Consider the following 22,465-nt stretch of genomic DNA (forward strand, 5'->3'; position numbering starts at 1 on the left):
TAAAGCAATACTGCAAATAACATAATAGGGTTATAGCCTTTTCTTCCCTTGTTTGAGTATCTAGCCAGTAAGCTAGAAAAATCGAAATCCTCCAATACATTTATTAGGGTATAGACTGGATCGTCAGCAGGTAAACCTATTGTGTAAAGATTAAAATTAATAACCTGTTGTCCTTTTTCAAAAAATTGGTTATAATATTGTTTCATGGGCAGTTATATTATAAAATATAACGGGAAAAGATGGCAATATTATTTTGTCATTTTTTTTTGTTTTTTTTGCATTAAAAAAAGCGAACTAGTCGCTTTTTTCTTTGGGAGCTATTTCCCGACAGCCCCTTTGATTTATTTCATTGCACTATTTGTATTGCCGGGTATTTATCCTAACTCATTAATCGCAATATGATACTTTGGATCTTCAATAATATTAATATCAACAACATTTTTTGAGTCTTTTATAAAGTCGTAGCATTCAGGGGTTAAATGTTTCAAATGAAGTGTCTTCCCTTCTGCTTTGTACATCTCAGTAAGAGAATTTATAATATTAATTCCTGAATGATCAAAAATTCTTGCATTCAAGAAATCAATAACTACTTCTTTAGGGTCTTTTGATACATCAAAACTTTCAATAAAGTTTCTTGCTGAACCAAAAAACAAGGCACCTCTTACCTGATAAACTTTAGTATCTTCTGAGCTGTTTGAAGAAGTAATATCAATTCTTTTTCCTTTTTCCCAGGCAAATATAAGTGCTGAAACTATTACACCTGCTAATACCGCTATCGCAAGGTCTTCAACTATTGTTATCCCCGATACAAGCAATATTACAAAGCCGTCCGTTTTTTTGATATTTTTAATCATTTTAAATGTTGACCACTCAAAAGTTGCGATTACTACCATAAACATAACGCCTGTTAATGCTGCTATGGGAATCATTTCTATAAGCGATGAACCAAAAAGGATAAATCCTAATAAAAATAATGCTGCCGATATCCCGGATAATCTGTTGCGACCTCCAGAATTTACATTAATCATACTTTGGCCGATCATTGCACAACCACCCATTCCACCAAAGAAACCAGTTGCAATGTTAGCAAAGCCTTGTCCTATACATTCCTTATTACCGTGACCCCTTGTTTTTGTTATATCATCAATCAACGTTAAAGTCATTAAAGATTCTATAAGCCCTATGGCAGCTAATATTATTGCATAAGGGAATATTATTTTTATAGAATCAATGCTAAATGGTATATTAGGAACGTGAAACTTTGGAAAACCTCCGCCAACAGATGCAATGTCTCCAACGCTTTTAGTATCGATATTAAAGAGATTCACTAAAGCTGCAACAAATAAAATTGCAACCAGTGCAGATGGGATAGCCTTTGTTAACTTTGGAAGTAAATACATAATGAGCATAGTCATTAGTACGAGGCCAACCATAACAAGGAGTTCCTTCCCATGCATCCATACAAGCGTGCCATTTACATCTATTACTTTAAACTGATTCAGTTGAGCTAAAAATATAACTATAGCAAGCCCATTAACAAACCCAAACATAACTGGAAGTGGAATTATCCTTATAAATTTACCTAATTTAAGCAAACCCACAATTATTTGTATAATTCCCATTAAAACTACTGCACCAAAAAGATATTCAATTCCATTTTCTGATACAAGTTCTACCATTACAACTGCAAGCGCTCCTGTAGCACCTGAAATCATACCTGGTCTTCCTCCAAATATTGCAGTTATTAAACCAACCATAAAGGCGGCATACAACCCCACAAGTGGTTCAACTCCAGCAACAAAAGAAAATGCTACTGCTTCAGGAACAAGGGCTAATGCAACCGTTAATCCTGACAATAATTCATTCTTAATATTAATATTTTTACCTATTGATTCGCTTATCAACAATTTTTACCTCCGTAATTTTAAAATACATGAAGTAAAAGTATACCACACAGTAGACTTCAGTGGAAGCGAATAAATATATATACACTTAAAAACAAATCAATTTATACTTAGTGAATAAGTGAGTTAACTTGTTCAATGTTGCGTACCCTTTTTACAATTGGAGTAGGATCATTTTGGTATAACCAAGTGCGGTTGTTAAAAGATACCTTGTTTTTATTCTGATACAAAATACCAAGAGCATATTTCTCTGTATCAAGAGCTTTTGCCATAGCAGCTGCGAAATCGCTGGAGTCATAAGACTCATCTAGGTTGTAACTGTTGTCTTTGTACCATTTGAAGGTGTTTGTTTTATTAAAAGTAACACAAGGTTGGAATATATCAACTAATGCATAACCATCATGCTCAATTGCCGCTTTGAGTACTTTTTTAACAGTAGGAATATCTCCTGAAAAGACACGGGCAACAAAAGTGGCTCCAAGGCTCAGTGCAAGGGGCATAGGATTAAAGGGCTCGTTGATAACCCCGTTGACTTGTATCGGAGTCTTAAAGTTAATCTCGCTCGTCGGCGCTGCCTGACCTTTGGTTAATCCGTAAACCATGTTGTCATGGACTATGTGCACAATGTCTGGGTTACGCCTTATATTGTGAATAAAGTGATTTCCCCCCTCGCCGTACATATCGCCGTCACCGCCTTCTGCAATGACAGTAAGCTCGGGATTAGCTGATTTGATGGCAACGGCAACTGGCAGTCCTCTGCCGTGAAGACCATTAAAGAAATTGGAGTTCACATACTGAGGCATTTTTGCTGCCTGCCCTATGCCAGAGGAGAGGACAACTTTTGTTGGATCGAGATTAAGTTCCTGAAGGGCCTCTATTAAGGCTTTTCTTATGCTGAAATTACCGCAACCGGGACACCATGCTATATCAATACTTTCATCAAATTCAAAATTAGCCATTATAGAACCTCCTCCATATAAGTTGCAACATCTTCTATCGAAAATGGTGCGCCGTTGCATTTTAATAAATTATCAGTTACCTTAATGTCTAGTTCGAGCTTCAATAGACCTGCGAATTGGGCTGTAGCATTATTTTCAACATTAATGATCCTCTTGGCTTTATCGAAATATTTTTTAATGTCTGGATGAAGAGGGAAAGGTTGTTTGATGTATAAAAATGCTGTGTCTTTCAAACCTTTATTATCGACATATTCTTTTAAAACACCATAAGTAGAACCCCACCCTACAATCAGATTAATGTAGTCATCGGGTCCTATAAGTTCAGGCATTTCATAATCATCTAATATCATCGATATTTTAGAGAGTCGTTTATCATTCATCTGAATTCTTATGTTAAAATCTTCGGTAATGAGGCCATCTTCTGTATGTTCATCACTATCACATTTGACCAGGCCCTTGCCACTGCCTGGTATAGCTCTTGGAGAAATTCCGTTTTCAGTTAGCTTGTAGCGCTTATAATTTGCGTCACTCTTGACTACAAATGACTCTAAATATTTGCCATCTAATTCGAAGGGAGCCATCTGAAATTTTGAGTCCAATAAAAACTGGTCAGACAGAATAAAAGTAGGAATCTGGTATTTATCAGCCATATAAAATGCTTTCTGAGATAATACAATAGCATCCTCCATAGTCCCTGGTGCATAAATCACCCTTGGAAACTCGCCGTGTCCTGCATAAACTACCAAGTTTAGGTCTTGCTGAGCAGTTCTTGTCGGAAGTCCGGTTCCAGGGCCAGGGCGCTGACCTATATGAGTAACACAAGGGGTTTCAGTAACGCCAGACAAACTAACTGCTTCTTGCATCAGAGCGAAACCACCACCAGAGGTTGTTACCAGTGCGCGCGCCCCAGCGTACCAAGCCCCAATCGCCATATTGAGAGCTGCTATTTCATCTTCTGCCTGCTCGACAAAAACACCAAACTCATTAGATTTGCTGGCCAAATAGGTCATGACGCCAGTGCCAGGAGACATTGGGTATGAAGCTATGAAATTACAGCCACCACCAAGTGATCCTATGCCAATAGCTTCAGATCCTGTAAGAATTTTCATATGGTCTGTTTTTTGAGTTAGCAAGTCATGGAAAGACTGATATGGAATTCCTATATCAAAACCAATATCAAAAGCTTTTATGTTGCCAAGCTGAACATTTTCATTTTTAGCGGAGAATCTTTCTGAAATCAAAGTATGACAATAGTCTACATCGAGATTAAGAATGCCAGCAATCTGTCCGAAAAGCAGGGTGTTACTAAAGAGCACACTACCAGCACTAGATGCATAATCTGTTAACGGCAAAGGAATGAATTGATCAGATAATCTTTCATGGTCCTTCTCGGTTATGAAATTAACCTCGCCGAAAATTTTGGAATTAGAATCGATGCGGTCCTTTAAACGGTACAAGCTATCATTGTTCAGCAAGTATAAAAAATCAATATGCTCTTTATAGGCATAAACTGGACTGTTGCTGACCCTTATTTCAAGTGAATTATTTCCGCCTCTTACTCTACTCATTACTTCTGTAGTTGCGAATACATAGTAAGTTTGTGATATTGCTCTTACCAAAAAATCTTCAATAGTAGCAAGGCCCTGCCCTGCTTCGCCTGAAATCACAATTGTTATTTCTTTTTTCATAGTACCTCCTTGAATGCTAAATTTGTAAAACGCATTTTTAGCAGCTTAATATTCTTCGCGAACTCCAAATTCTGCGGCCTCTACCCATTCATCAGGGCGTCTCACCATTTTAATTATTTCTTCAATCAATTTATAATGATCTTCTTCTTGTTTAATAAGAAACTCAAAAAAAACCTTGTCGTCGTTAGATTCAGATAAAAGTTTTTTATAAAGATCTATGCTTTGCTTTTCCATCTCCAAAGCTTTTACATATGCATTGATTTGCTCAGGAGTACTTTTCTTAAAATCTAAGCCAGTAACATCGCTGAAAACATTTTTTGAGCTGTTTATGTCTTTTTCATCTGGAATAAAATCCCTGCCGGCTTGCTTTTCTTTAATTATTTTAGCATGCCTTTTTTCTTCTTCCGCAAGAGATATAAATACCGGGTAAAGCTTGTTATCCTTATTTTCCGCTGCTTGCTCCCTGTAAAACATCTCGCCGTCTACTTCCATCTTAATTGCATATTCCAAACTGTTCATAATAAAGCCTCCTTTATTTTTTTATAAAAAATACTTATCTATCATAAGCATAGAGACAAATCATCTATGCCTTTAAATAATAAAATGTATTTACCTATCCCTACATTCTTACCCATTTAAAAAAACAAAAAACATTAGAATGAGTTATTTCATGCACAAAAAAGCCCCTTTAATCAATAGATTCAAGAGGTTTTTTTGTGCATGAAATAATTTAAAATCATATCAATATTACTTAAGATCAGTTATTGTTTTCTTTCCATATCGAAATGGTATTGCTACGTTTTTATTAAAAAAAGCAATAATTGGTCCCATAAATAATGCAGTTATCACTGTGCCCACACCAACTGTTGCACCTAGGAAAAAACCTGTTACTGTACAAACTAAGTCTGTTCCCATGCGACAGTATTGAAATTTCCCGATTTTCTTTTCTTCCATGATTAATGCAACGGCATCATAAGTAGAAACACCCATGTCCCCCGTAAAGTACATTGCTGAACCAAAACAAATAATAACTATCCCTGCAATCAGTGCAATGATTCGGATAATTAATATAGGATCTGGTATCCAGGCATTAAACATCCATGATGAGAATTGAACTACGTATCCAAGCAAAAAAATATTGATTAAAGTCCCTAATCCAATTTTCGATTTATCAATAAAAAATATTCCTATTAGCATCAATAAATTCACAATAGTATAAAAAGTCCCATAACCAATGGGTGTATGCATCCAAATACCATGTGCCAATACTTGAAATGGATCCATACCAAATAGTGCCAAGTTAAAAATCCCAACACTAAAACCAGAAATTAAAACTCCTGCAATCGTCATGAAAATTCGTCTTTGTGTTTCATTCATATAAAATTCTCCTATAAAAACATTGCTATATAATGTTATTAACTTTTAGGTGTTATTTAATTCATTATAACATAAACTTTTGGAATTAATACCCAATATATTGACCATTAAAAGAGCTTTTAAACTCAACTCTATCTAGGAAGTTATATTAATGATATTGTTTAATAAACGTTCTATCAATCCAATCTTTAACATACCAAGAAATCCTACCAGTTTTAAAAAGTTTTTTATAAGAAGCTATGGCGGTTTTATTCCCTAATGAAATAATTGACAGATAGTTTTTTTGAGGAACATATTTCTCTAATTCCTCATTATCAACTATATGTTTAATGTTTTTCCATAAAATCGGGGCTTCCCTAATAGCATAAACACCTACTTTTTTCACATAATCATAGTTTTCAAATTTTATACAATCCCCCGCTCCCAAAATATAAGGAAACTCTATATTTTGCAAATAATCATTTACTACCATATATCCTTTATCATCTACACAAAATCCAGATTCTCTGTATAATGGATGAGATAAAGATCCTGTTGCTAACAACAATAAATCATACTTTATTTTAAAACCAGATTGCATAAGTATATAATTTTTTTCAATAAGATTGGCACGTTGATTTATTATCAATTTAATTTCATTTCTTTTAAATAAATCAACAGTTTTATGCTCCACTCCTTTTGCATATCCTTTCAAAATATCGCTGTTAGAATTAACAATTGATATAGAATATTTCTTGTTTTCCTTAATGCCCAGAGCTCTTATTGCTAAAGCGATTTCTACCCCCGCCGCCCCAGCACCAACCACGACCACGTTATATAAATCAACAGGAGCATCTATGAGTATCTTTTTTATAATCTTTAGATTACTCAAAGGTTTTATTAAATGAGCAAAGTCTCTTGCACCATGAATCTGACTTCCAGAAATATCAGACCCAGTGTCTACCGATAGAATGTCAAATTTATATATTTCACCTGATGCTGTTTCTAAGGTTTTAGCAGCAGGATTGATCAATATAACAGTATCTTTAATAAAAATAACAGCACTTTTTGAGCAAATCCTGGGCAAGTCTACTGTAAAATCTTTTTCTGTATAAGTACCTTCAATGTAGCCCGAAGCCATGCCTGAATAATATTGCTTAGACTCACTTGAAATAAGAACGGTTCTGTAACCTTTTAGCTTATCAGAAATCATTTGTTTTATTAAATAGAGATGAGCATGTCCCCCACCAACTAATATTAATGTTTTTAATTTATTTTCATACATAAATCTGTTCCTCTCTCGTTTGCAAATCAAGGTATAAAAAACTCCTTAAATCGATAAATTCAAGAAGTCTAATGTTTTGAAATTTGAGGAAAGTAAATCTCGATCAGTACGATTAGTTGTTAATAAAGTACTTGAATTTTATTCCTAAACAATTCATCTGAATGTTGTTGATGTAATGAATTGTTCATTTGGACTTTTAAATACTCAATAAAAAGTAAATAATCATCATTGGAAAATTCGGAAAAATCATAAATTCCTTCCGTAATTTTATTTAAAATATCTGAAGTGTTTTTTATAGCAGAAAAACCAGGTGTATCCATACTTTCTTTAGTGTAGGCCATCACTCTTTCAATATAATTTTTTGTTTCTTGAAAAGGTGGTACTCCGCCGTACTTTGCAACATTTCCACTACCTGCATTATAGGCTGCCAGGGCAAGTGTTATATTGCCATCGTATTTTTCTATCAATCCGCTCAGGTATTTTGCTCCACCCATGATATTTTGCTCAGCATCAAAGGAGTCTTTTACCCCTAGATACTCTGCTGTTTTTGGCATTAGCTGCATAACACCTATAGCACCCGAGTGGGAAACTGCTTTTTCATTGAAGTTAGATTCTGCTTTTGCAACAGCTTTTAATAAGTTTACAGGAACCTCATATTGCTTTGATGCTTTTTGAAAAATCGAATCCATAGATATTGAAGTACTTGTTTTTTCAGAAAATATATCTGAAAAACCTGCAGGTTTTGATGTGGTTTTTTGTGTAGTACTAAAACTTAAGTCCATTATTGTTTTTTGATTATTTTGAATTGGAAACATTTTTTTACTCCTACCTTTATATGTTTTTTTAGCTTTCAATATTAATGTCAGCCATTATTACTCCCACAATTTCACCATTTGGTCTTTTGTAAGGTATGGAAATAGCTGTACAGTACCCAAAAGTTACATTGGATATGTATGGCTCGGATTGGAATTTTTTACCTGTAATTGATTCCATAAAATAAGGTCTGTGGTTATACATATTGTTGTTTTTGTCTATTGGATCTGCGGCACTTACCATTTCACCTTTGCGGTCCAAGATACCGATATATTCTACAGTTTTTTCCCTGCCTTTGTAAAATTTCAGTTTACTCGAATAGTTTCTTGTATCTGAATTTCCTGAGTTTAGGTCCTTAGATATCTCTTCTAGTACGGAGAAGGCGGCATTTATGTCACTTCTCATTTTATCTGTAATTTTTATTTTACTAATATAACTCTTGATATCACTTTCAGATTTAGCAGCCATATCAGCCAGACCCTTGACTATTTCCAGAGAATTAGTCATACTTGCGGCCTGCTCTTGTGTTGATGCCGAAACCTGCTCAGAAAAAGCAGCTGATTTTCTGGTTGTTTCTGTTATCTGGTCAAACAAAGATGTGGTAGAATTTACTATATCATAGGTGCTTCTTGAGTCATCCTTTATTTTTTCAATGGATTCATAAGTTCTGTGTGATGCATCTATCATGGCCTCACTGCTTTTCTTTGACCTATCTGCATATTCTATGTCATTTTGGATGTTGGAAAAACTATTTTTGCTGTCTTGTGCAATTTCTTTTATGGATACATTGATAGAGTCAATTATAACCTTTATTTGTTTTGCTTGTTCAGCAGATTGCTGTGCAAGGTTTCTTACTTCATCAGCCACAACGGCAAATCCTTTGCCATGCTCTCCAGCCCTGGCAGCTTCAATGGAAGCATTAAGGGAAAGTATATTTGTCTTATCACTGATTTCTGTCACGGCGTTGGTAATTTCATTTATTCTTTTCGCTTCTAGTTGCAGATCTTCTATACTATGTAATATTCTTTCGTTAGATTGGGCATTATGTTTCAATTTATCAATGACATAACCAAACACCTCTGTGTTTTTTTCTACAACATCGCTCATTTCCTTGGCAAGTTCCAGAGTCCCATCAGAGTTATTGTTTATATTCTGGGAGTTGGAAAGAATTGTATCCATATTATCTCTGATTTTTATGGTGGATTCCAACTGTTCGTTGGCTCCTTGAGCAATTTCATAAATAGATACAGAAATCTGGTTGGTAGTTATCTCTTCTTGTCTTATAGTTTCGTTCAGATTATCACTGAGGGTTGTTATCCTCTGTGCCATGTCGCAGGTTTCGGATAGTATTATCTTTGTATTTCGGTTTATAACCCTTACCTCATCAGCAACAGTTGCGTATTCTCCAGATCCGGTTACTTTTTTTGCCAGGTTGCCAGATGCCAATTCTTTCATGGAGTTTGTAATCTGCATTTTAAATAAATATCTTTTAAAAAGGTTAAGCATCCCAAGAATCACAGAAGCTATACCTAGGGAGATTGCCATGTTTACCAGCTTTACATCTTCTACATTTCGTATTGCTCTTAAGGCAGTGATTAGAAAAAATACCCATACAATTGCAATTATTGCTCGAAAAATCAAATCTAGTATTTTTTTCATATTTCCTCCTAAAAAAATATCATCATACATATTATCTCGTCATAATTTCAAAATAGATAAGTATAAAATTCGTAAAATAGGAATTCAACTAATTCTTTCTTGTAAATTTTAGGTAATTTTTGTTTCATCAAAATATAAGCCGTATACTTCAAGCTCGTTTGAAAAAAATCTTTATGTACAGTTTTCCAATACGCTATAGAGCGACCTACCTCCCCCTCTTTAAAAGCATGACTTTCCGAAACTTCACAAAATTGACAAGTATAAACTTTGATGGTTTCAGCTATACAAACATCATTATTATTAGAGTCTAGAATAATATTTAAGCCGCCTATCGGTGGCAAAGGAATGTTATCTATTTCATATAATTTATATGCTGATGTAGTTGCCGTCTTTGTACCATTCTTTTTCAGTCATACCTTTTTAACCTTCCTTTCTGCGATTTCAAATTATTTTACTTAGCTATTTTTAACAATGGCTACATCTCATACCTTGCATGATATTAGTTAATCATATTTCTAAATATAATTCAATACAGTATTAAAAATATTCGACAGCCTAGCCTAACCCCTGTCCACTTTTAGGTATGAAAAAACCTCTCAAATCAACCTATTCAAGGGATTTGACGTATTAAAATTTGTTGGAAATGAGTTGGGACCAGTAGGATGCGATTGCTATAATTTTGTAAATTCAAAGTGCACATAACATATATACCAAGTTAATTTTTATTTAAGAGTTTTAAATTCTCAGCATATTCATAGCTTATAACTTTATTCATTCCAGTGCTTTTCCATCCATCTTCTTCATGTGACATTTTAGATATTTTTCCGACACTTAGATTCTTGAGTTTTTCAATTACAGTATCAATAACTTCCATTTCTTGAGGTTTAAAGCTGGACATATCAAAGTTGTTTTTACTGTGAATAGTAACTTTTGTATAGTCATCTCTTTCCTCTTCGGTAGTATAATATTTCTCATCAAGTGATATTATAAGCTCATATTTTTTACCAATAATTGTCGGTCCGTATGTGCTCTTTACATAAGAAAGCCCTGTTATTGAATTTTGATTTTCACAGAAATTTGCAAAATCAATAAATGAAAGATATTTATTTACGCTTGTTTTTGTGAGATTATTGACTTTGCTTGCGATATAACTGATGACATTCTCAAGTTTGTCAATGTCGAAACATTTGAAACCATTGTTAATGCTAGGTTTTGACAATAACTCTTTTACAATAATATCCTTAAGTTCGCGTTCAATTGATACATAATCTTTTCTAACTTTTGAATATGTTCTCTCTTCAATTTCTCCTCGATCATAAGTTAGTTCAGCAAGTCGTGCCAGGTAATCCTCATCTTCGATTATGAGCTTTAAGGTCTCATTGTGTGCCTTGTTTTGAACTGATCCTCTTTCATATCTGTTGAGTGTCATCTTTCCCCATCCAAGTATTGCTGTAAGCTCTCTTTGAGATAGGTTGTGCTTTTCTCTCATTGTAACAATTTCTTCTGGAGTTATAAGTCCAGCTTTGATTTTATATTCTTTGTATAGTCTTTTTAAGTTATCTTCTTCAATATCTTTTTCAAAAATATGTTCACTGCATTCATCACAAACTGCAATGTTTTCAATCACATTAAGTTTAACGCCTTTGTACTCTCTTATCGTATTCTTTTCAATGTGGTATTCAACATCTATACCACATTTCGGGCAATAAATTTTCTTCATCATTGTCCTCCTCCTTTTTTAAAGCAATTTATATCTAATATATCTCGTCCTCATGGAATGATATGCATGATGTTTTATCAGGTGAGTTGTAGTTAAATTTTATATATATCATCTTGCCTTCAAAATCATATTTAAAAATCCATATTTGTCCAACATATCCATCGTTGTCAGATTCGGGTCCCTTATAATAATCATTTATAGAGATATCTAATATAATATCAATAGCATCTGCAACTAGAAGGCCATTATCCATTAAAAATTTCTTGTTTTTTATTCTTGGAACAAATTCAAAATTATCTTCTGAAACATATTTTTTTATTTCTGTAATATGCTTTTTTATTAATTTTTCTTTAATGTCTTGCAAATGTTTACCTCTTTCTAGGATAGGTTTTGTTTGTATCTTTATTATATGCCATTAATTGATGGCAGTCAATCGAATTTAAATATTTTCAATGGTTTCATGTATTGAACAGTTGAAAATGAGTCGTGACTAGTAAGATGCACCTCTCAAAGTTTATGATTTTTATGTATCTAAAATCACCAAAATTATTTTCCTTTCGGAATCTTCTGTTGTTAAAATCCCTCTATCAGTTAAATCTTTAATACCACTTTTACTGTGTTTGATGGTATTCCGATATATAGATGAATTTAAACAACATATCCAATACCAACATCAAATAAATGTTTAATCCTAAAAATAATAGGGCATAGTTAATAAAAGAGACATATTCTCTTAGTTTATAATTTTTTATTGATATTGTAAGTTTAGGAAAACATTGTTTGGTTTTATAATTCTTTTTATTGAAAGGAGAGCATTAAATGAATACGAAATTTTTACTAAAGTTAACTAGTTCCATTTTATCTTTTATTCTACTTATATCTTCTACATCGTATGCTGCTATCAATAATACTTCCGATTTCAATAAAGCTGTTATTGATAATGAAGTATATGTATTTACTAATAGTCTGGATAGAAATGGAAATACAAAAACCATTATTACCAACTTAAATACAAATACATCTGATGTTTTAACAACTAATGATGATTCCACCGAATTTTATATTAACGGAGGATTGGTTGCAACAGTTAGTGAACAGCCCATTAAGGAATTTCCTCAACCAAAATCTCTTGCTCGATCAGACTCATATACATATATTGGCACCACTACAAAAAATATCACTTGGATAAAAGCTACAACTACAGCTGTGGTAGCTGGTGTTATCGCCGCTGCTATTGGAATTACAGGGGGGGCTGTCATTGCCGTTATGGGACTAACTGCACTAGGGGTAATAGCTGCTCAAAGCTCAGGTGGGAAAATAACAACAAAAACTTATGAAATGAGGACACCATCTGTTGTAAATTATAAATTTGTTTGGAACTTTACAGCATCAACTGGCGATAGTTATGGACCATTTAAATCATATACAACTGTCTAAGAAGGTAGGTAACCATTATGAAACCCAAGTATATTTTAATGCTTATAGTAGTAATTATATGGTTTGTCTCTGCCATTATGATTATTTTCTATGGAGAAGGTCGGATAAAACCATTGTATGTAGTTGCTTTTTCAGTGATTGGTGGGTGGGTTTTCGTTTCTTGTGCAAACAATTTAATAAGAAACAGAAAAGAGTTATTTCGTAAGAAGTGAATTTACTTGGACTTTGTCTACAGTCTGAAATGGTGGAAATTCTCATTTCCACCATTTTTAATATAACGATTGTTGGTACAACTGATATTCTAACTCATTTAAGTCACTTAATATTAATCGAAAGAGGCAGAATACACAAAATATTTTACACTTACTAACTGGTCTTTTTGGTTTTTTATATTGCTTAATTATATCATTTAATTTTAATTTTGTCTTATGGCATTCGATTTTTTCATACATCTTAAATGTTTGAAATCTCTACCATTTGCCTCCTTTGCCTTCCCCTTACATTGAAACAAGACTATGACTCCTGAATTCTATTTGTTGAAAAATATACGACAACCGCGTCGAACCCCTGTCCACTTTTGGGCATGAAAAAACCTCTAAAATCAACCGATTCAAGAGGTTTAATGCATTAAATTGGTGGAAATGAGGGGAGTCGAACCCCTGTCCGAAATCCATTCACCATAAGGTTCTACGATTATAGTTGATAAATTAGTGTTCGCTATGCTACCGTAGTACCAACTCTACTGTAACAAGTATAACCCGAATTGTGCAATTTAATGTCCAGATATCCATTAAATCGTTCCCTGCATTCTGACGTTCAATACCAATCGGCAGGAGGACTGGCTTGAACGAGCGGCAATTAAGCTGCTATTGCGTAATTATCGTTTGCGTTTGTTTTTAGTTTCCACTAGATTTACGTGATAGAGGAGTCACACGAATCGCTACTCATAACTTCAAGACCCCGTCGAAACCATTACATTCCCTAGATCTATATAGTTCATTATAGCATTAATAATGGTTTTTATCAATATAATTTAAAAAAATCAAATTTTATAATATCTCTATTTCTGATTGTAATTTTTGAATTTGAAATTTAAGTTTCTCGTTTTCTAATTCATACTTGTTATTTTTCGAAAACAGGTCCTGGATTTTATTATTCAAGGAGTTAGTTTCCTTATTATACTTTAAGTTAATTTCTTCTATCTTTTCTATATATTCTGTAATATTGGCATTGTGGAGCTGTTGCATATCTGAAACTATTTTTTGTTTTTCTTTTTCCATATTTAAAAGTTTAATTTCTGATTGATATTCGTATTGCTTCTTTTGAACATCAATATTATCTTCTAGCTGGGATATTTTTGATTTATATTCAACTATAGACTCGTGCAAAAGTTTATTCCGTGATTCGTATTCTTTTATTTTGTCAAGCTCTAGCTTTAAATCATCAATTTCTATAGTCAATTTTTGAATCAAAGCTATTTTTTCTTTGCAGGAATCTTCTAAAGTTTTATTTAGAAGATTCTTTTCGTCTATGTTCTGTGTAAACTGTAAAGTAGCACTTTTAAAATTATCTTCTAATTCTTTTATTTTCAATTCTTTTCTTTCAAGCTTCTCTTTAATAGTGCTCATATTATTATTAAACTCTGCTGCAAAAGAAATCGACGCACTCAATCTATCTTGTAGATCGGCTATTATATTATCTTTGGATACAAGGAGTTTCTCAAAATTAGACTTTACTCTTTCTTCTGCATCCTGATTAAGATTTAAAGAGGAAATGAACAGTTCATTTAGTTTGTTTACATATAGCTGAAAACTTTCTATCTCCACTTTACGTTCTATCAAGCTATTTTTGCTATTTTCTGTTTCATAAAGATTTACAAGTGCTGTAAGACATTGACCTTGGTTTCCAAATTCTTGACTGGCTATGTTTTTAAACTTTTCAAATGTATTTTCATCTATTCTCAGGCTTCTGACCTTAAGTTCTGTATCTGTAGTTGACATTTTATCTCCTTTTTGTAATACAAATAATACAATGTAATTATTACGTAATACAATTATAACATGAATGGCAGATGTTTCAAGTGTAATGTTGATATTTTTTCAAAAATATATCCCCTGTTCAAAACCAAGGTCTAAAATGGCCCAAAAAAGACAATTTAACTGAAGGTTGATTCAATTGTATTCCGAAGCTACATCATTTGTTTTATGGGCATTTTTGGAGCCTCGCACAACTGTTCGCAAAATGTACGTTTAGCGAACAGTTGTGCAGGGTGAATTTGTTGACAAAAACACCATTTATCAATCATTACAGCTATTTTTTATTTTTTTGATGATGCGTCCAATTTATATTGAAAGTTTTTTGCAGGAAACAGATTTAATTATGACGGAATACAGTCTTTTATCTGAAAATTATACTACAGGTAAAAGTATTATCTTAAAAAGGATGATTCTTAAAAAAAAGGGAGGAATGAATTTTAAATTATAAACAAAGTTATCTATTTAAATTATATTGAAATTATTGAAAATTGCTTAAAAATATTGTACAATAATATAGTTGGTAAATATTAGAAAACAAGACAGGATGGATAATGATTAAAAAAAGAATAATATATATTTTTTTAATGGCAATATTTTTTTGTATGCCCAGAAACATATACGCAGAAGACATTAGGCCCCCGGTTATAAGTGCGCAAGCTGGGATTCTTATGGATGCAAAAACGGGACAAGTTTTGTATCAGAAGAATATGGATGAGCCCTTGTTCCCTGCTTCAATAACAAAGATTATGACTGTTTTAGTGGGACTTGAAAATGCAAATATTGAAGATACAATTACTATGAGTAACTCTGCAGTTTTTAGTATTCCGAGGGATTCTGCCAACATAGCCTTAGATGAAGGCGAAAAAATCAATTTCAAAGATGCGCTTTATGCAGCCATGGTTTCTTCCGCTAATGAAGCCTGCAACGGAATAGCTGAACATGTAAGTGGAAATGTTGACGAATTTTCAAAGTTAATGAATATCAGAGCTAAAGAAGCTGGGGCTACACACACAAATTTTGTGAATGCTAATGGTCTTCATGATAACAATCATGTAACAACTGCATATGATATGGCTATGATAACTAAGTCGGCATTAAAAAACAGTGATTTTCGAGAAATATTTGAAACATCTACATATAAAATATCCCCAACTAATAAACAATCAGAAATCAGATATCTTTGGTGTACACATAAAATGCTAAAAGAGACAAACCTTTTTTACGATAAGGCCATTGGGGGGAAAACCGGTTATACAGAGGAAGCATTGAACACACTCGTTACCTTAGCGGAATTTGATGGCCGGGAGTTAATAGTAGTTTTGTTGAAAAACTCAAGTGGAAATAACAATTATAAAGATACCTTGAATTTATTTGAATATGGTTTTTCTCAATTTGTAGAAAATAACCTAACCAAGAATACCATTAAGCAAATAATTGGATCGGGTTTGGATGATGAAGCATTTTCTTTTCTAGAATATAATAAATTTTTGCTACATAAGGATTTAACTGCTTTTGATGTGAAGATAGATGTTGACAATTATGTTAACGTAGATAATCAGAGTGTACAAAAATATACATTTTTCATAGATAAAACTAATGAGCTAATGTACAGCGTTATTTCTGAAAAGGAACTTATTGTGGATAATAATATTTCGGATGTAGTCTCAACTAAAAGTGATTCGAATCTAAAATCGTATATGAGACTTTTCCTGAATTTTATTTTTAAATCAGTTTTGTTTTTTGCGATCATATTATTTGTTATATATATGTATATAAATAGAAATTATTACCGGAAGAGAATAAAGAGAAAAATAAATAAGAAAAAACACTCTGACATCAAAAACCGCAATGAAAGGTATCGTTAATATTTAATATGTAGTTTAAAAACCCGCCATAGATTATGATAGCGGGTTTTTTGTAAAAATAAAACTATTTATTTTTTGTAGGGTCTTTTTTTAGGTTTTATTAATGCGTTTGGTCCATGTCCTATTAAATCTTCTCGTCCTGCAGTTTTTAAAGCTTCGTAAACAAGTTCGTAATTTTTAGGATTTCTATACTGCAATAGCGCTCTTTGGAGTGATTTATCTTTTTGTGATTTGGCTACAAAAATCGGTTTTAAAGTTCTCGGGTCGACTTCTGAATAATACATTGCAGTAGATAAACTTCCAGGAGTTGGTATGAAGTCTTGAACCTGCTCTGGATTGTGACCCATGTCTCTTGTATACTCTGCAAGCAATATAGCATCATCTAATGTACAACCTGGATGACTGGAGATGAAGTAAGGTACAAGATATTGCTTTTTTTCTAATTTTTCATTTGTTTTTTTGTATTTATCTACAAAGTTATCATATACTTTTCTGTCAGGTTTGCCCATATATTTTAATGCATTTGGTGAGACGTGTTCTGGGGCAACTTTTAATTGTCCACTTATGTGAAATTCGCACATTTCTTCTAGAAATGGCGTATTTTTATCTGCCATTAGATAATCAAATCTTACTCCTGAACGTATAAAAACTTTCTTGACTTTATCAATTCTCCTTGCCTTTCTTAGGATACTTAAATACTCGCTGTGATCAATTTCCAGGCTTGGGCACATAATGGGATCTAGACACTGCTTATCTTTACAGGCTCCTGAAGTAAGCTGCTTTTTACATGCTACATTTCTGAAATTCGCCGTAGGTCCTCCTATATCGTGAATATAACCTTTAAATGTTGGTTGTTTTGTCATTAGTTGAATTTCTTTTAAAACTGATTCTTCGCTTCTGTTTTGAATTATTCTTCCTTGATGGAAACTTATAGCACAAAATGAACATCCTCCAAAACAGCCTCTATGGTCGGTGACGCTAAACTCAACTTCTTGAAGTGCCGGTATACCTCCAGCATTCTTATATCTGGGATGATAAGTCCTTGTAAAAGGAAGGTTGTATATTTCATCCATTTCGGTTTGGCTTAATGGTTTAGTTGGAGGTAATTGAATCAAATACTCGTCTCCGTGTTTTTGAACAAGAGTTTGACCTATAAAGGGGTTTTGTTCTTTGCTTTGAATTTGAAATGTTTCAGCAAACTTTATTTTATCACTTGTCACCTCTTCAAAACTAGACAACAAAGTGTATTTATTTTTTTTTGGTAGATCTTTGCTTAAATAACAAGTGCCCTGGATATCTTTAATTTTGTGGATTGGCCATCCTTTTGCCAGGCCCTGGGCAAGAGTTTTTATTTGATTTTCAGACATTCCATACATAAGCATATCTGCTTTTGTATCTACGAGTATGGATGGCATTACACTGTCGCTCCAGTAATCATAGTGAGCAAAGCGCCTAAGGCTGGCTTCGATTCCCCCTATTACTATGGCTGAATCTGGATATGCACTTTTAACCATCTTTACATATACAGACAGGGCCCGATCGGGTCTCAAACCAGAATTGCCGCCGGGGGAGTACCCATCAGTTCTTCTTGGTTTTTTTGAAGCTGTATAGTTGTTTACCATAGAATCTATATTTCCACTACCTACCAGAAAGGCTAGTCTTGGTTCTCCAAAAATTTTTATGCTTCTATCTTGCCTCCAGTCGGGTTGTGATATTATTCCCACCGAAAAACCTTCTTTTTCTAAAATTCTACCTATTAATGCAGTCCCAAAACTCGGATGATCTACATATGCATCTCCTGTAACAAGCACAAAGTCTACTTGCTCCCCTCCCCTTAGATTTGCTTCTTTTTTGTTAAGTGGAAGAAACTTGGTATTTACATCTAATTTATTATTCATATATTCTCCAATCAATAATCATATCATTTAATTATATCTAATATGCCCTTCTTATGCAAATTAAAATTTGTATTTATAGCAAGCATTTTTTTCCTTAGTCTTCTAAAGTATAATCAATAAAATAAGTAATAAATTAACTAAGAAACCTGAAATAACTGAAAATACTGGATAATGAATATTTTTTTAATAATGATTCAGCTTGATTTAAAATGCCTTCAGTAGTATAATAGAAATTGTGATTAAAAAGAAAGGGTGTGTTTTTTATGAATTATGAATTTATTCTGGTTTTAGCAATTATATTGCTTTCTACAAAAATATTAGGACTAGCATCAAGAAAGGTTTATATGCCTGCAGTAGTGGGTGCGCTGATAGCGGGTATTCTTTTAGGTCCATCAGGCTTTAATATGGTGGAAAGCAGTTTGTTTATCGAACAGACTGCAGAAATTGGTGTGATTCTATTAATGTTTCTGGCGGGCTTAGATACTGATATAGAAGATGTTAAAAAAAATGGAAAGGCTTCGATTGTAGTTGCGATCATGGGGGTAATAGTACCTTTAGTTGGAGGTTTTTTTGTTTACAAACATTTTTTTGGAATTACACAAGGGAATCAACTGGATTTTTTGAAGGCGGTTTTCATTGGCGTTGTATTAACCGCAACGTCTGTATCTATAACAGTAGAAACATTGCGAGAAATGGGAAAGTTGAAGGGAAGAATCGGAACTACCATTATGGGAGCTGCAATCCTTGATGATATTATAGGTATAATAATACTTACATTTATAACAAGTTTTACAAAAACAGATGTTCATCCAGGCGCTGTTTTTGGTAAAATATTTGCTTATTTCATATTTTTAATACTTGTATGGCTAATTACGCATCACATATTTAGGTTGACTTACAAATATGTAGGCGAAAAACGCAGACTTGCACTTTATGGTTTGTCTTTGGCTCTAATATTAGCTTTCTGCTCTGAACACTTTTTTGGAATTGCAGATATTACCGGAGCTTATTTTGCTGGAATAATGTTATGTAATTTCGGTTTTAAAGAATATATCGTTAAAAAAATCAATACTACTTCTTACATGATTTTTTCACCAATATTCTTTGCCAGTATAGGAATAAAAACTGAACTTGCAGGTTTTACACCTAAAATATATTTATTTACGTTAGTGTTACTGATTGTTGCCGTCATTTCAAAAATGATTGGATGTGGTTTGGCTGCTAAAATTTTCAAATTCCCTACAAGAGAAGCGCTTGCGGTTGGAATAGGAATGGTTTCCAGAGGTGAAGTAGCTTTGATTGTAGCCCAAAAAGGGCATCACGCAGGTTTGCTTGATCAAAGTTTGTTCCCAGCAGTAGTTGCAGTCGTAATTGTTACTACATTACTCGCCCCTATATTACTTAAAATTGTAATAAAAGATGAACCTGATAAATTAGATGCAGATAAAGCGCAAGTTCATGTAGCTTAAAAAAACAGAGTATGGCCATGATGTATTTTCATGTCATACTCTGTTTTTTTTATACTGTTAATCTACCAACTTTATCTTCAACATTTTTCACTAAAGATTCATCTATAAGGATAGCTTCACATTTATTTATATCTTCATATAGAGGTCTGTCTTCAAGTAAGGTGGACACTGAATTTCTTATTGTATTGTACGCTGCCTGAGTTCCTTTGCCTAGACCCTTGTCGCCTCGCATATCAATCGCCTGACATGCACACATCAATTCCATTGCAACAACTCGTCTAGCATTATTGAGAATTTCTCGAGCTTTACGTGCTGCAATTGTTCCCATGCTGACATGATCTTCTTGATTGGCTGAAGAAGGAATACTGTCTACACTTGCCGGATGGGCAAGAATTTTATTTTCAGATACCAGGGATGCTGCAGAGTACTGAACAATCATAAATCCAGAGTTTAAGCCGCCTTTATCTACAAGAAAGGCTGGTAGCTCACTTAGCGCGGGATTTACGCATCTTTCTATTCTTCGTTCAGATATATTTGCAAGTTCGGCTATTGCTATACCAAGAAAGTCAAAACTTAGGGCCATAGGTTGACCATGAAAGTTGCCAGCAGAAATTCCTTCTTTTGTATCAGGGAAAATCATAGGATTGTCAGTAACTGAATTCATTTCTATTTCAATCTTATCCTTCACGTAGTTTATAGCATCTTTACTAGCGCCATGAACCTGAGGAGAACATCTGAGGGTATAAGCATCTTGAACTCTTACTTCTCCTTGTTTGGATACATTTTTGCTTCCTTCAAGTATCTGGAGTAAGGTTGCAGCTGTATCCATTTGTCCTTTATGTGGTCTGAGCGCATGACATCTGGCCTGAAGTGCATCTACTACTCCGTTGTGCGCTTCAAACTCAAGTGCATTTGCTATATCTGCTGCTTTGGCAAGGTTGATTGCATCATAAATAGCCAGAGCTCCTACTGCTGTCATTGCCTGAGTCCCATTAATTAATGCAAGTCCTTCTTTGGATGTCAATTCAATTGTGTCTATATCAGCATTTTTCATGGCTTGATTTCCATTAAAAACTTCTCCTTTGTATTCGGCTTCACCTAGGCCAATCATAGGAAGGACCATATGAGATAGTGGAGCTAAGTCGCCACTCGCACCCAAAGATCCTTTCTGAGGGATAATTGGATGTACTTGTTTATTTAACATCTCAATCATAGTTAAAACCGTTTCGAGCTTTATTCCTGAATAGCCTTTGGAAAGATTGTTAATCCTTAGAAGTATAATGCCTCTTGTAGTTTCAGTATCAAAAGGTTGTCCAGCTCCCACTGCATGAGTTATAATAAGATTTTTTTGTAAGGTTTTAGACTCGTCTTTTGTAATAGAAACATTGCTGAATTTCCCAAATCCAGTAGTTATTCCATATACGACTTTTCCATTTTCGACAAGTTCATCCACTATTTTTCTAGATTCAATAATTTTATTCTTTGCACTTTCGGATAATTCAACTATTGCATTTTCTCTGCAAACCTTAATCAAATCATTTATGGTTAAATTTTCACCTGTGATTATTATTTTTTCCATTTTCTCTCCTTCTATGTATGTGCGATAATAAATAAGCGAATATTAATAAGCCAGATAAGCTATACTAAAATTCGCTATAGTAATGTCACAATAATCTGGACACTTAATATTTTATTTATTAAAAATATTTTAACACCCTTTCTTATTGAAGTCAAACGTTTTCTTGATATTGTAAAGGCTTTCAGCCTGATAGTATTACTTTTCCAGCCACGTCATTTTTTTGAAAAGCCCCATACTCCCTTGAATCCATGGATTGATTCCTATTGTCTCCCATTAGAAAAACCTCATTATTTTTTATATAGTGCGAGGGCATAATTTGATTCTTGCTCATAGACTCCTTAATATAGGGTTCGGTAATATGAATTTGATTTCTATAAAATTTCCCATTTTTTATTTCTACCAGATCTCCTGGAAGTGCACAAACTCTTTTAATTATGTATTTTTCTCCAGGAATATTATCTCCTGCATATACAACTAATATATCCTTGTATTCATATCTTAAAAACAATTTAAATACAAGTAGGGGCTGACGATTTTTAAAGGTGTCTTCCATGGAAGATCCACTGACAGAAACAGGTAAAAAAACCATACTGAAAGCAGTAATAATCATGATAACGTAATACATTATTTTAAACCGCTCCTTATTATCTTCATCTTCTTGAAATATTTTGTATACATATTTGTCGTTTTTCATATTTTCACTCCTGAGCATTAATAGGTACTTATGTTATTAATACCCTTAAATTGCTATTACGAACATTAATAAACAACAAAAAGACCTCGATTTTTAAAAACCA

18 protein-coding genes and 1 other RNA gene are annotated in these 22,465 nt (G+C 33.5%); 3 read left to right on the forward strand and 16 right to left on the reverse strand.

Annotated features, from left to right (window positions below):
• Positions 1-374 precede the first annotated feature (374 nt).
• From G558_RS0106495 to G558_RS0106545, 11 genes are all read right to left on the reverse strand, one after another.
• Positions 375-1,904 (reverse strand): SulP family inorganic anion transporter, encoded by a 1,530-nt coding sequence (locus tag G558_RS0106495; RefSeq protein WP_036931730.1) that lies wholly within the window; start codon positions 1,902-1,904, stop codon positions 375-377.
• 110 nt (positions 1,905-2,014) lie between these two features.
• Positions 2,015-2,863, reverse strand: a complete 849-nt coding sequence (locus G558_RS0106500) for a thiamine pyrophosphate-dependent enzyme (protein ID WP_028829456.1) — start codon at positions 2,861-2,863, stop codon at positions 2,015-2,017.
• Positions 2,863-4,551 carry a 2-oxoacid:acceptor oxidoreductase subunit alpha gene (locus G558_RS0106505; protein ID WP_028829457.1) on the reverse strand — a complete coding sequence of 563 codons (1,689 nt, stop codon included), beginning with the start codon at positions 4,549-4,551 and terminating at the stop codon, positions 2,863-2,865. The genes G558_RS0106500 and G558_RS0106505 overlap by 1 nt, the downstream gene beginning before the upstream one ends.
• Positions 4,552-4,596: 45 nt before the next feature.
• The gene (locus G558_RS0106510) at positions 4,597-5,070 is read right to left on the reverse strand and encodes a ferritin-like domain-containing protein (protein WP_028829458.1); all 474 of its coding nucleotides are present in this window, start codon (positions 5,068-5,070) and stop codon (positions 4,597-4,599) included.
• Positions 5,071-5,298: 228 nt separating this feature from the next.
• A complete protein-coding gene (locus G558_RS0106515) occupies positions 5,299-5,928 on the reverse strand; it encodes a YczE/YyaS/YitT family protein (protein WP_028829459.1) in 630 nt (209 codons plus the stop codon).
• A 148-nt stretch (positions 5,929-6,076) separates the two neighbouring features.
• Positions 6,077-7,192 carry an FAD-dependent oxidoreductase gene (locus G558_RS0106520; protein WP_028829460.1) on the reverse strand — a complete coding sequence of 372 codons (1,116 nt, stop codon included), beginning with the start codon at positions 7,190-7,192 and terminating at the stop codon, positions 6,077-6,079.
• Positions 7,193-7,311: 119 nt separating this feature from the next.
• Positions 7,312-8,046, reverse strand: a complete 735-nt coding sequence (locus tag G558_RS12590) for a lytic transglycosylase domain-containing protein (RefSeq protein WP_242825212.1) — start codon at positions 8,044-8,046, stop codon at positions 7,312-7,314.
• The gene (locus tag G558_RS0106530; RefSeq protein WP_028829461.1) at positions 8,036-9,664 is read right to left on the reverse strand and encodes a methyl-accepting chemotaxis protein; all 1,629 of its coding nucleotides are present in this window, start codon (positions 9,662-9,664) and stop codon (positions 8,036-8,038) included. The genes G558_RS12590 and G558_RS0106530 overlap by 11 nt, the downstream gene beginning before the upstream one ends.
• A gap of 47 nt (positions 9,665-9,711) precedes the next feature.
• A complete protein-coding gene (locus G558_RS14520) occupies positions 9,712-10,074 on the reverse strand; it encodes an ASCH domain-containing protein (protein ID WP_084502839.1) in 363 nt (120 codons plus the stop codon).
• 305 nt (positions 10,075-10,379) lie between these two features.
• Complete coding sequence (locus G558_RS0106540) at positions 10,380-11,387, reverse strand: type II TA system antitoxin MqsA family protein (protein ID WP_051188533.1); 1,008 nt, start codon at positions 11,385-11,387, stop codon at positions 10,380-10,382.
• 31 nt (positions 11,388-11,418) lie between these two features.
• The gene (locus G558_RS0106545) at positions 11,419-11,748 is read right to left on the reverse strand and encodes a type II toxin-antitoxin system MqsR family toxin (RefSeq protein WP_071604461.1); all 330 of its coding nucleotides are present in this window, start codon (positions 11,746-11,748) and stop codon (positions 11,419-11,421) included.
• Positions 11,749-12,203: 455 nt separating this feature from the next.
• Here G558_RS0106545 and G558_RS0106550 point away from each other — a divergent pair, with 455 nt between their 5' ends.
• Positions 12,204-12,821 carry a hypothetical protein gene (locus G558_RS0106550; RefSeq protein WP_028829464.1) on the forward strand — a complete coding sequence of 206 codons (618 nt, stop codon included), beginning with the start codon at positions 12,204-12,206 and terminating at the stop codon, positions 12,819-12,821.
• A gap of 633 nt (positions 12,822-13,454) precedes the next feature.
• Here the strand turns inward: G558_RS0106550 and ssrA are convergent.
• Positions 13,455-13,803: a transfer-messenger RNA gene (ssrA, locus tag G558_RS13665) on the reverse strand.
• A 67-nt stretch (positions 13,804-13,870) separates the two neighbouring features.
• Positions 13,871-14,821, reverse strand: a complete 951-nt coding sequence (locus G558_RS0106560) for a coiled-coil domain-containing protein (protein ID WP_028829466.1) — start codon at positions 14,819-14,821, stop codon at positions 13,871-13,873.
• Positions 14,822-15,408: 587 nt separating this feature from the next.
• On the opposite strand from G558_RS0106560, the gene G558_RS13380 reads away from it, so the two are divergent.
• A complete protein-coding gene (locus tag G558_RS13380) occupies positions 15,409-16,722 on the forward strand; it encodes a D-alanyl-D-alanine carboxypeptidase family protein (RefSeq protein ID WP_051188535.1) in 1,314 nt (437 codons plus the stop codon).
• 68 nt (positions 16,723-16,790) lie between these two features.
• Here G558_RS13380 and G558_RS12610 read toward each other — a convergent pair whose 3' ends face one another.
• Positions 16,791-18,620, reverse strand: a complete 1,830-nt coding sequence (locus tag G558_RS12610) for a YgiQ family radical SAM protein (protein WP_036931732.1) — start codon at positions 18,618-18,620, stop codon at positions 16,791-16,793.
• Between the two features lie 263 nt (positions 18,621-18,883).
• On the opposite strand from G558_RS12610, the gene G558_RS0106575 reads away from it, so the two are divergent.
• Positions 18,884-20,089 (forward strand): cation:proton antiporter, encoded by a 1,206-nt coding sequence (locus G558_RS0106575; RefSeq protein ID WP_028829467.1) that lies wholly within the window; start codon positions 18,884-18,886, stop codon positions 20,087-20,089.
• 49 nt (positions 20,090-20,138) lie between these two features.
• Here G558_RS0106575 and hutH read toward each other — a convergent pair whose 3' ends face one another.
• Positions 20,139-21,668 (reverse strand): histidine ammonia-lyase, encoded by a 1,530-nt coding sequence (gene hutH, locus G558_RS0106580; protein WP_028829468.1) that lies wholly within the window; start codon positions 21,666-21,668, stop codon positions 20,139-20,141.
• 181 nt (positions 21,669-21,849) lie between these two features.
• Positions 21,850-22,362, reverse strand: a complete 513-nt coding sequence (lepB, locus tag G558_RS0106585; RefSeq protein WP_051188536.1) for a signal peptidase I — start codon at positions 22,360-22,362, stop codon at positions 21,850-21,852.
• Positions 22,363-22,465: the final 103 nt, after the last annotated feature.

This window comes from Proteocatella sphenisci DSM 23131 (genome assembly GCF_000423525.1).
GTDB classification, from domain to species: Bacteria; Bacillota; Clostridia; order Peptostreptococcales; family Filifactoraceae; genus Proteocatella; species Proteocatella sphenisci.

Coding starts and splice junctions, on each gene's coding strand:
- G558_RS0106540 (WP_051188533.1), bottom strand. CDS start 11,387: ATGATGAAGAAAATTTATTGCCCGAAATGTGGTATAGATGTTGAATAC.
- G558_RS0106510 (WP_028829458.1), bottom strand. CDS start 5,070: ATGAACAGTTTGGAATATGCAATTAAGATGGAAGTAGACGGCGAGATG.
- G558_RS0106500 (WP_028829456.1), bottom strand. CDS start 2,863: ATGGCTAATTTTGAATTTGATGAAAGTATTGATATAGCATGGTGTCCC.
- hutH (WP_028829468.1), bottom strand. CDS start 21,668: ATGGAAAAAATAATAATCACAGGTGAAAATTTAACCATAAATGATTTG.
- lepB (WP_051188536.1), bottom strand. CDS start 22,362: ATGAAAAACGACAAATATGTATACAAAATATTTCAAGAAGATGAAGAT.
- G558_RS0106560 (WP_028829466.1), bottom strand. CDS start 14,821: ATGTCAACTACAGATACAGAACTTAAGGTCAGAAGCCTGAGAATAGAT.
- G558_RS0106550 (WP_028829464.1), top strand. CDS start 12,204: ATGAATACGAAATTTTTACTAAAGTTAACTAGTTCCATTTTATCTTTT.
- G558_RS12610 (WP_036931732.1), bottom strand. CDS start 18,620: ATGAATAATAAATTAGATGTAAATACCAAGTTTCTTCCACTTAACAAA.
- G558_RS13380 (WP_051188535.1), top strand. CDS start 15,409: ATGATTAAAAAAAGAATAATATATATTTTTTTAATGGCAATATTTTTT.
- G558_RS0106520 (WP_028829460.1), bottom strand. CDS start 7,192: ATGTATGAAAATAAATTAAAAACATTAATATTAGTTGGTGGGGGACAT.
- G558_RS0106530 (WP_028829461.1), bottom strand. CDS start 9,664: ATGAAAAAAATACTAGATTTGATTTTTCGAGCAATAATTGCAATTGTA.
- G558_RS0106515 (WP_028829459.1), bottom strand. CDS start 5,928: ATGAATGAAACACAAAGACGAATTTTCATGACGATTGCAGGAGTTTTA.
- G558_RS0106505 (WP_028829457.1), bottom strand. CDS start 4,551: ATGAAAAAAGAAATAACAATTGTGATTTCAGGCGAAGCAGGGCAGGGC.
- G558_RS0106575 (WP_028829467.1), top strand. CDS start 18,884: ATGAATTATGAATTTATTCTGGTTTTAGCAATTATATTGCTTTCTACA.